General features: G+C 69.4%; 6 protein-coding genes. 1 reads left to right on the top strand and 5 read right to left on the bottom strand.

Going from position 1 to position 8,869, the window contains the following annotated elements:
- The first annotated feature begins 93 nt into the window (after nucleotides 1–93).
- On the top strand, nucleotides 94–3,993 hold the full coding sequence (locus tag ACZ60Q_RS19505; protein ID WP_469635800.1) for a DNA-directed RNA polymerase subunit beta': 3,900 nt from the start codon (nucleotides 94–96) through the stop codon (nucleotides 3,991–3,993).
- Nucleotides 3,994–4,067: 74 nt separating this feature from the next.
- Here the strand turns inward: ACZ60Q_RS19505 and ACZ60Q_RS19510 are convergent, their stop codons facing one another.
- From ACZ60Q_RS19510 to ACZ60Q_RS19530, 5 genes are read right to left on the bottom strand one after another with little or no spacing between them, the layout of a single operon-like run.
- On the bottom strand, nucleotides 4,068–5,387 hold the full coding sequence (locus tag ACZ60Q_RS19510; protein ID WP_469635803.1) for an aminotransferase-like domain-containing protein: 1,320 nt from the start codon (nucleotides 5,385–5,387) through the stop codon (nucleotides 4,068–4,070).
- Nucleotides 5,387–6,490: an alpha-hydroxy acid oxidase gene (locus tag ACZ60Q_RS19515; protein WP_469635806.1), complete on the bottom strand. Its 1,104-nt coding sequence runs from the start codon at nucleotides 6,488–6,490 to the stop codon at nucleotides 5,387–5,389. Before ACZ60Q_RS19515 ends, ACZ60Q_RS19510 begins: the two co-directional genes overlap by 1 nt.
- Nucleotides 6,487–7,569 (bottom strand): 4-hydroxyphenylpyruvate dioxygenase, encoded by a 1,083-nt coding sequence (hppD, locus tag ACZ60Q_RS19520; protein ID WP_469635809.1) that lies wholly within the window; start codon nucleotides 7,567–7,569, stop codon nucleotides 6,487–6,489. Before hppD ends, ACZ60Q_RS19515 begins: the two co-directional genes overlap by 4 nt.
- Nucleotides 7,570–7,604: 35 nt before the next feature.
- Nucleotides 7,605–8,639, bottom strand: a complete 1,035-nt coding sequence (locus tag ACZ60Q_RS19525) for a methyltransferase (RefSeq protein ID WP_469635812.1) — start codon at nucleotides 8,637–8,639, stop codon at nucleotides 7,605–7,607.
- The gene (locus ACZ60Q_RS19530) at nucleotides 8,636–8,854 is read right to left on the bottom strand and encodes an MbtH family protein (protein ID WP_469635814.1); all 219 of its coding nucleotides are present in this window, start codon (nucleotides 8,852–8,854) and stop codon (nucleotides 8,636–8,638) included. The genes ACZ60Q_RS19525 and ACZ60Q_RS19530 overlap by 4 nt, the downstream gene beginning before the upstream one ends.
- Nucleotides 8,855–8,869: the final 15 nt, after the last annotated feature.

Genomic DNA, 8,869 nt, shown 5'->3' on the forward strand with positions numbered 1-8,869 from the left:
CGGCCGGCCGCCTCGTCCCGAGGCGGCCGGCCCTCCCCGGACCCGTTCAGACCATTGATTGAGACGAGACCCCGAAAGAGGGATTGACGACAAGTGCTCGACGTCAACTTCTTCGACGAGCTGCGGATCGGCCTTGCCACCGCGGACGACATCCGGACCTGGTCGCACGGCGAAGTGAAGAAGCCGGAGACCATCAACTACCGCACGCTCAAGCCCGAGAAGGACGGACTCTTCTGCGAGAAGATCTTCGGTCCGACCCGGGACTGGGAGTGCTACTGCGGCAAGTACAAGCGTGTCCGCTTCAAGGGCATCATCTGCGAGCGCTGCGGCGTCGAGGTCACTCGCGCCAAGGTGCGTCGTGAGCGGATGGGCCACATCGAGCTTGCCGCTCCCGTCACCCACATCTGGTACTTCAAGGGCGTTCCCTCGCGCCTCGGATACCTGCTGGACCTCGCGCCGAAGGACCTGGAAAAGGTCATCTACTTCGCCGCGTACATGATCACGTTCGTGGACGAGGAGCGTCGTACCCGCGACCTGCCGTCCCTGGAGGCCCACGTCTCCGTCGAGCGCCAGCAGACCGAGAACCGCCGTGACTCCGACCTGGAGGCCCGCGCCAAGAAGCTCGAGACCGACCTGGCCGAGCTGGAGGCCGAGGGCGCCAAGGCGGACGTGCGCCGCAAGGTGCGCGAAGGCGCCGAGCGTGAGATGAAGCAGCTGCGCGACCGTGCGCAGCGCGAGATCGACCGCCTCGACGAGGTGTGGAGCCGCTTCAAGAACCTCAAGGTCCAGGACCTGGAGGGCGACGAGCTGCTCTACCGCGAGCTGCGTGACCGCTTCGGCACGTACTTCGACGGCTGCATGGGCGCCGCGGCGCTCCAGAAGCGCCTGGAGTCCTTCGACCTCGACGAGGAGGCCGAGCGCCTCCGCGAGATCATTCGCACCGGCAAGGGCCAGAAGAAGACCCGTGCGCTCAAGCGCCTCAAGGTCGTCTCCGCGTTCCTGCAGACCAGCAACAAGCCCAAGGGCATGGTGCTCGACTGCGTGCCGGTCATCCCGCCGGACCTGCGTCCGATGGTTCAGCTGGACGGTGGCCGCTTCGCGACCTCCGACCTGAACGACCTGTATCGCCGTGTGATCAACCGCAACAACCGCCTCAAGCGTCTCCTTGACCTCGGCGCCCCCGAGATCATCGTGAACAACGAGAAGCGGATGCTGCAGGAGGCCGTCGACGCACTGTTCGACAACGGCCGCCGCGGTCGCCCGGTCACCGGTCCCGGCAACCGTCCCCTGAAGTCCCTGAGCGACATGCTCAAGGGCAAGCAGGGTCGTTTCCGTCAGAACCTCCTCGGCAAGCGTGTGGACTACTCCGCGCGTTCCGTGATCGTCGTCGGTCCGCAGCTCAAGCTGCACCAGTGCGGTCTGCCGAAGGCCATGGCGCTGGAGCTCTTCAAGCCGTTCGTGATGAAGCGCCTGGTGGACCTGAACCACGCGCAGAACATCAAGTCGGCCAAGCGCATGGTCGAGCGTGGCCGCACCGTCGTGTACGACGTCCTCGAAGAGGTCATCGCCGAGCACCCGGTGCTGCTGAACCGTGCGCCCACCCTGCACCGCCTGGGCATCCAGGCCTTCGAGCCGCAGCTGGTCGAGGGCAAGGCCATCCAGATCCACCCGCTCGTCTGCACCGCGTTCAACGCGGACTTCGACGGTGACCAGATGGCCGTGCACCTGCCGCTCTCCGCGGAGGCGCAGGCCGAGGCCCGCATCCTGATGCTGTCCTCGAACAACATCCTGAAGCCGGCCGACGGTCGTCCCGTCACCATGCCGACCCAGGACATGGTGCTGGGCCTCTTCTTCCTCACCACGGACGAAGAGGGCCGCGACGCCAGGGGCACGGACCGCGCGTTCGGCTCCACGGCCGAGGCCACCATGGCCTTCGACGCCCGCGAGCTGTCGCTCCAGGCGAAGGTCGACATCCGCTTCCCGGTCGGCACCATGCCGCCGCGTGGCTGGGTGCCGCCGGTCGCCGAGGAGGGCGAGCCGGAGTACCAGCCCGGCGACACCTTCCGGCTGCGGACCAGCCTGGGCCGCGCGCTCTTCAACGAGCTGCTGCCCGAGGACTACCCGTTCGTCGACTACTCGGTGGGCAAGAAGCAGCTCTCCGAGATCGTCAACGACCTGGCCGAGCGCTACCCCAAGGTCATCGTGGCGGCGACGCTCGACAACCTGAAGGCGTCGGGCTTCCACTGGGCGACCCGTTCCGGCGTCACCGTGGCCTTCTCGGACATCCTCGGTCCGCCGGAGAAGCCGCAGATCCTGGAGCGGTACGAGGGTGATGCCCTCAAGGTCCAGAACCAGTTCGAGCGCGGTCTGATCACCAAGGACGAGCGCACGCAGGAAATGGTCGTCATCTGGAACAAGGCCACCAACGAGGTGTCCGAGGCCATGCAGCGGAACTTCCCGCGGACCAACTCGATCTTCGTCATGATCGAGTCCGGTGCGCGAGGAAACATGATGCAGATGCGTCAGATCGCCGGTATGCGTGGTCTGGTGGCCAACGCCAAGAACGAGACCATCCCGCGTCCGATCAAGGCGTCGTACCGTGACGGTCTGACCGTCCTCGAGTACTTCATCGCCACCCACGGCGCCCGTAAGGGTCTGGCGGACACCGCCCTGCGTACCGCCGACTCGGGTTACCTGACCCGTCGTCTGGTGGACGTCTCGCAGGACGTGATCATTCGCGAGGAGGACTGCGGCACCGACCGCGGCCTCAAGCTGAAGATCGCGGTCAAGGGCGCCGACGGCGTGCTCCGCAAGACGGATGACGTCGAGACCTCGGTCTACGCCCGCATGCTCGCCGAGGACGTCGTGGTGGACGGCAAGGTCATCGCGCCTGCCAACGTCGACCTCGGTGACGTCCTGATCGACGCCCTGTTGGGCATCGGCGTCGAGGAGGTCAAGACCCGCTCGGTCCTGACCTGTGAGTCCGCGGTCGGCACCTGTGCCTTCTGCTACGGACGCTCGCTCGCCACCGGCAAGCTGGTCGACATCGGTGAGGCGGTCGGCATCATCGCCGCCCAGTCCATCGGTGAGCCCGGCACCCAGCTGACGATGCGTACCTTCCACACCGGTGGTGTGGCCGGTGACGACATCACCCAGGGTCTGCCCCGAGTCGTCGAGCTCTTCGAAGCCCGTACGCCCAAGGGTGTCGCCCCGATCTCCGAGGCCAAGGGCCGCGTTCGGATCGAGGAGACCGAGAAGACCAAGAAGCTCGTCGTCACCCCGGACGACGGCAGCGACGAGACGCCGTTCCCGATCTCCAAGCGTGCCCGTCTGCTGGTCGGCGAGGGCGATGCGGTCGAGGTGGGCCAGAAGCTCACCGTCGGTGCCACGAACCCGCACGACGTGCTGCGGATCCTCGGTCAGCGCGCGGTCCAGGTCCACCTGGTCGGCGAAGTCCAGAAGGTCTACAACTCGCAGGGCGTGTCGATCCACGACAAGCACATCGAGATCATCATCCGGCAGATGCTGCGCCGTGTGACGATCATCGAGTCCGGCGACGCGGAGCTGCTTCCGGGCGAGCTCGTCGAGCGGTCGAAGTTCGAGGTCGAGAACCGTCGTGTGGTCACCGAGGGCGGTCACCCCGCCTCCGGCCGTCCGCAGCTGATGGGTATCACCAAGGCCTCGCTCGCCACCGAGTCGTGGCTGTCGGCGGCGTCCTTCCAGGAGACGACCAGGGTCCTCACCGACGCGGCGATCAACGCCAAGTCGGACTCCCTGATCGGCCTCAAGGAGAACGTCATCATCGGTAAGCTCATCCCGGCCGGTACGGGCCTGTCCCGCTACCGCAACATCCGGGTCGAGCCGACCGAGGAGGCCAAGGCCGCGATGTACTCGGCCGTCGGCTACGACGACATCGACTACTCGCCGTTCGGCACCGGCTCCGGCCAGGCCGTCCCGCTGGAGGACTACGACTACGGTCCTTACAACCAGTAAGCAGTAGTGCCGAAGGGCGGTCACCCCACCGGGGTGACCGCCCTTCGGGCCTTTTCGGGTCGCTGTCCGGACGCTCAGTCGGCGGCCAGGCGTTCGGACACCATCGCGCGCAGCCGATCGAGCCCGGTCTCCAGGGACTCCAGGGGCAGCGAGCTGAACGACAGCCGCAGCCGGTTGCGGGCCTCCGGCCGGGGGTCGAAGTGGCTCATCGGGGCCCACAGCACCCCGTGCCGCCGCGCGGAGTGCTCCAGGAGGGCGTCGTCCGCAGGGAACGGCACGTCGAGGACGACGAAGAAGCCGCCCGAGGGCCGGTTCCAGCGCACCCCGGTGGCGGGCGGAAAGCGGAGGGTGAGCCCGGTCAGCAGCCGGGACAGATTGTTCTGGTAGATCTCGCGCTCGACCCTGTTCGCCGCCACCAGACTGCAGTCGTTCTCCAGCAGCTTGCCGCCGATGACTGCCTGGGCCACCGGCGAGGTGTTCACCGTGACCATGCCCTTGATCTTGGCCAGCTCGTCGGCCAGCAGCCCTACCGAGCCGTCCGCGCCCTGCACCTCTTGGTCGGCCACAACATACCCGACGCGGGCCCCGGGCAGACCGGTCTTGGCGAAGGAGCCCAGGTAGACGACGCGCCGTTCGGTGTCCAACGCCTTCAGGGTCGGCAGCCGGGCGCCGTTGTGGAAGAGGCCGTACGGATTGTCTTCCAGCAGCAGCAGTTCGTGCTCCCGGGCAGCGTCCAGCAGCGCGTGTCGGGTCGCCAGGTTCATCCGGACGCCGGAGGGGTTGGCGAAGTCCGGGATGACGTAGAGGGCACGGGGGCGGCGCCCCGCGTCGCGCAGCTCCCCGACCGTACGGGCGAGGTCGTCGAGGTCCACGCCGAGCCGGCCGTCCGCCACCGGGACGGTCGGCAGCTCGGCCGTGCGGGCCGCGCCGACCACCCCCACGTACGTCGGCGCGACGGTCAGCAGGACGTCCCGCTCGTCCACCCGCAGCGCCCGCGCGACAAGGAACATGGCCTCCTGACAGCCGACGGTGATGACCACGGACTCCAGGTCGTCGAGGTGGATGTCCTCGTCCATGGCGAGCGAGCGGGCGACCAGCTCCGGGATGATCCCCTTGGTCCGGCCGTACTGGAACAGGGTGCGGTCGATCTGCTCGGCCGACAGCCCGCGCTCGGTCGCCAGATAGGCGCGGTAGCGCTCCAGGTAGCGGGTCAGAGCAGCGGAGTCGAACAGTCCCTCATAAGGGCGGCCGGGTGCGAAGGACACAGCGTCCGGGTAGCGGCCGGCTATCTCGTTGAGGAAGTTCATCGAGTCCATCAGCGGTTCCGTCAGGGAGCCGTGCAGTTGTTCGGCGCGCAGACGCACCCGGTCCACCGCCATGGTCGCTTCGGTCATCACAGTCCTTCCGTGGGACGGCGGGCCAGGCCCGGGGCGTGGGCGGGTGTCGGGCAGCCCGCCAGCAGCATGGCGTGTTCGAGTTCGTCCCTGACCTGGTCCAGCACCGTGCGGACGCCCGCCTCGCCGTCCGCCGCCAGACCCCACAGCACGGGGCGTCCCAGCAGGACCCCGGAGGCGCCCAGAGCCAGAGCGCGCAGGACGTCCGTACCGTCGCGCACCCCGCTGTCCAGCAGCACCGGGAGCCTGCCCGCGACGGCGGCGGCGACGGCGGGCAGCGCGTCGGCGCTGCTGATCGCCCCGTCCAGCTGGCGACCGCCGTGGTTGGAGACCACCAGCAGGTCGACGCCCGCATCGGCAGCGCGCCTGGCGTCGTCGGGGGAGAGGATTCCCTTGAGCGCCAGCGGCAGCGACGTGATCCCGCGCAGCCATGCGATGTCCTGCCAGCCGAGCCCCGGGTCGAAGACGGCGCTGGTGTGCCGTGCGACCGCGGAGCCGGTCCCGTCCGGGGTGTGGGCGGTGGCGGAGTCCGGGCCGTCGCCCAGCAGGGCCGCTGTCACGGAGCCGGGCAGCGCGAAGCCGTTGCGGGCGTCGCGCAGCCGCCGTCCCATCACCGGGACATCGACCGTAAGTACGAGCGCCCGGCAGCCCGCCTCTTCGGCCCGGTGGACCAGGTCGGCGGTGCGGGCGCGCTCGCGGAGCCAGTAGAGCTGGAACCAGGTGCGGGCGCCGGTCGCCGTGATCTGCCCGAGCGGGGTGCTGCTCATGGTGCTGATCACGTATGTCACCCCGGTGGCCGCCGCGGCGCGGGCAGCGGCCACCTCGCCCTCGGGGTGCAGCAGTCGCTGGTAGGCCATCGGGGCCACAGCGGCGGGCATCGGCCAGGGCTCGCCGAGGATCGTGCAGCCGGGGGCGGCGGCCGTGCAGCCGGTGAGCGCGCGGGGCACCAGGGCGACCTGCTCCAGGGCGGTCCGGTTGGCCGCCAGGGTGAGTTCGCCGCCGCTGCCGCCCGCCACGAAGTCCCAGACGTCCGGGGACAGGGCCTCGCGGGCCGCACGTTCGACATCCGCCAGGCTCCCTGGGGCGGCCCCGGAGCCGGTCAACGGGGCCGGTCCGCTGACTGTCCCGTCTCTACGGCCTCGTACAGGGCCTTGATGTTGCCGCTGCCGAAGGTGGTGGCGCCGCAGCGCTCGACCACCTCATAGAAGAGGGTGTTGTGCGGGTGGGTGGAGCGCGTGAAGATCTGGAACAGCTGGCCGCCGTGGTCTTCGTCGGCCAGGACGTGGGCGGCGCGCAGCTCGGCGAGGCCGTGCCGTTCCAGGGTGATGCGCTCGGTCAGTCGGTCGTAGTAGGCCCCGGGGGTACTGAGGAACTCCACGCCCCGCTCGCGGAGCACGGCGGTGGCCCGCACGATGTCCTCAGTGGCGAAGGCGACATGCTGGATGCCGGCACCGTCGTTGTCCTTGAGGAAGCGGTCGATCTGGCCGGGGGCGGCGGTGATGTCCGGTTCGAGAAGGGTCAGGGTCACGTCCCGGGCGGTGTTCTGCACGACGTGGGAGTCCATGGCCTGGGAGCCGACGACGATGCGCTCGGAGAAGGTCCGCTCGAAGCCGAGGGCGGTGTGGTAAAAGCGGACCACCTCGTCCAGGGAACCGGCGTCCAGGCAGACGGCGAAGTGGTCGGCGCCGGTGAGGCCGGTGGTGGAGTCGGGGGAGGAGGGCAGGGAGCCGAAGCCGGGGACCCAGTGGCCCTCGGTACCGGGCGGCGGGGTCACGAAGGTGTGCCGGACGTCCCCGAAGACCTGGATGGTGGCGCGTATCGCCCCGTTCTCCTCGACGGGTGCGCCCCGGTCGCGCGCCCCGTGGGCGAGGGCGGAGGCATGCGCCGCGCGCACCCGGTCGGTGCGCAGCGCGAGATCGGCCACCCCGTCGCCGCGGGCGCGGACGAAGAGGGAGGCGGGGTGGCCGGCGGAGAGACCCTGGGTGAGGACCAGGACGGTCCGGCCGATGCCGAGGGCGGTGGAGCGGTGGGCGCCGTCGGCGGACTCGTGGTCGGCCAGGTGGTGGCCGCCGTACTGGTCGGCGAAGGTGGTGCGGGCGGTGGCGAGGTCGGTGACGTACAGCTCGACGTGGTTGAGCGTGAGCTCGTCGAAGCGGGCGGGTGTCTGGGGGCTTTCGAACACGAGTGAGCCTCTTTCTGCGCTTTCTCGGCGGGTGGTTACTTCGCTTCCAGCACGGAGAAGGGGGAGTCCGGTACCGCGGTGGTCGAGGCCTCGGAGAAGCCGGCCTGTCGCAGCAGGGCGGTGAACTCCTCCGCCGTGCGCTCGCGGCCCCCGGTCAGCACCATCATGCCGATGTCGCTCCAGACGCCGGGGTGCCAACGGTCGTCCTGGGGGACGAGCATCTCGACGATGAGCAGACGGCCGCCAGGACGCAGGGCCGCACGGCTGTTGCGCAGGATGCGCACCGTCTGTTCGTCGGTCCAGTCGTGCAGGACGCTGCACATGAGGTGGGTGTCCGCGTCCGCCGGAATCCGGTCGAAGAAGTCGCCCTCGGCGACCCGGCAGCGTTCGCCCAGGGCCCGAAGACGCGGGGAGCCGCTGACCGCCGCGACGGTGGCGGGCCGTTCGAAGAGGATGCCGGTCAGATGCGGTGCGGCGCGCAGCACCCGGTCGAGGATGTAGCCGTTGCCGCCGCCGATGTCCATGACCACCGAGCAGTCCGACCAGTCGGGAACGGCGGCGAGGTTCGGGTAGAGGCGCCCGGCGCGTTCCTCCATGCGGAGCAAGAAGGCGGTGTTGGCCTCCGCATCGTCGTCCTTGTGGTCGAAGAACGCGCCGCCGATGGCGCTGTCGAAGACCGACAGGCCGCTACGGAGTGTGTCGGCGCCGCTCAGCCAGGCGCGCTGGGAGTCCGCGTTGAGCAGCGAGGCGCGCACGCTGCCGGGGGCGTCGGTGCGCAGCCGGGCGCCGGTGTCGGTGAGCCGGAAGCGCTGTCCGGGCTCACCGGCGACGACGCCGACCGTGGCGAGGGCGCGCAGCAGCCGGTGCAGGGCGTCGGGGTCGGTGCCCGCTTCCTTCGAGAGGTCGGCGGCGGTGCGGATGTCGTCCCCCAGCAGGTCCGCGATGCCCAGTTCGGCGGTGATGCGCAGGACATGGGGGAGGACGGCGACGCAGCTGTCGTCGGCCAGGCTCAGATAGTCGTCGAGGAGCATCGCGGGGAGGCTCCGGGGGGAGGCGGGGTTATGCGTCATGAGTCGGCGTTCTCCATAGCGGCGATCAGGCTGGCGGGGCGCATGTCCGTCCAGTTGGCCTCGATGTGGTTGAGGCAGGCTTCACGCGTGTCCTCGCCGTGGACGGTCCGCCAGCCCGCGGGGACATCGATGAAGGCGGGCCACAGGGAGTGCTGGTTCTCATCGTTGACGAGCACCAGGAAGCGGCCGTCGGCATCCTCGAAGGGGTTGGTCATGACGGGTTCCTCTCG

Source organism: Streptomyces sp. NPDC104313 (assembly GCF_055583985.1).

Coding starts and splice junctions, on each gene's coding strand:
- ACZ60Q_RS19510 (WP_469635803.1), bottom strand. CDS start 5,387: ATGACCGAAGCGACCATGGCGGTGGACCGGGTGCGTCTGCGCGCCGAA.
- ACZ60Q_RS19530 (WP_469635814.1), bottom strand. CDS start 8,854: ATGACCAACCCCTTCGAGGATGCCGACGGCCGCTTCCTGGTGCTCGTC.
- ACZ60Q_RS19525 (WP_469635812.1), bottom strand. CDS start 8,639: ATGACGCATAACCCCGCCTCCCCCCGGAGCCTCCCCGCGATGCTCCTC.